This is a genomic window from Roseovarius sp. MMSF_3298, from assembly GCF_030733705.1.
Classification (GTDB): domain Bacteria; phylum Pseudomonadota; class Alphaproteobacteria; order Rhodobacterales; family Rhodobacteraceae; genus Roseovarius; species Roseovarius confluentis.
On sequence record NZ_JASHIN010000071.1, the window covers coordinates 1 to 1025 of the forward strand.

The following is a 1025-nucleotide window of genomic DNA, read 5'->3' on the forward strand; positions in this document are numbered from 1 at the left end:
GCGGCGGGAGAGCTTGACGGCCCCGTCTGGGTGGTCAAGGCGCAGATCCATGCGGGCGGCCGCGGCAAGGGCACCTTCAAGGAGGACGGTGCCGGCGACGCGGGCGGCGTGCGCATCACCAAGTCGGTCTCCGAGGCCGCCGAGGAAGCCAAGAAGATGCTGGGCCGCACGCTGGTGACCAAGCAGACCGGCGAGGCCGGCAAGCAGGTGGGCCGCATCTATATCGAGGAAGGCGCGGCCATCGCCAAGGAGTTCTACCTGGCGCTTCTGGTCGACCGGGTGACGTCCCGCGTCAGCTTCGTCGCCTCCACCGAGGGCGGCATGGACATCGAGGAAGTGGCCGAGAAGACGCCCGAGAAGATCCTCAGCCTGAGCGTCGATCCCGCCACCGGCTACCAGCCGTTCCACGGCCGCCGCATCGCCTTCATGCTCGAACTCGAGGGCGCGGCGGTGAAGCAATGCGTCAAGCTGATGGGCACGCTCTACCAGATGTTCCTGGAAAAGGACATGGAGATGCTCGAGATCAACCCGCTGATCCTCACCGAGAGCAACGAGCTGAAGTGCCTCGACGCCAAGATGGGCTTCGATTCCAACGCGGTCTACCGCCACTCCGACATCGCCGAGCTGCGCGACACGACCGAGGAAGACCCCAAGGAGCTGGAAGCGTCCAAGTACGACCTCAACTACATCGCGCTGGATGGCGAGATCGGCTGCATGGTCAACGGCGCGGGCCTGGCGATGGCGACGATGGACATCATCAAGCTCTACGGCGCCGAGCCCGCCAACTTCCTCGACGTGGGCGGCGGCGCGACCAAGGACAAGGTGACCGAGGCGTTCAAGATCATCACCAGCGACCCGCAGGTGAAGGGCATCCTGGTGAACATCTTCGGCGGCATCATGCGCTGCGACGTGATCGCCGAGGGCGTGGTCGCGGCCGTGAAAGAGGTCGGGCTTCAGGTCCCGCTGGTCGTGCGCCTCGAGGGCACCAATGTCGAGAAGGGCAAGGAGATCATCAACAACTCCGA

1 protein-coding gene is annotated in these 1025 nt (G+C 65.1%); it reads left to right on the top strand.

Annotation, left to right across the window (positions count from 1 at the left end; translation table 11 throughout):
* On the top strand, window positions 1-1025 hold a 1025-nt coding region (sucC, locus tag RBB18_RS23160; protein WP_306112645.1), incomplete at both ends, for an ADP-forming succinate--CoA ligase subunit beta.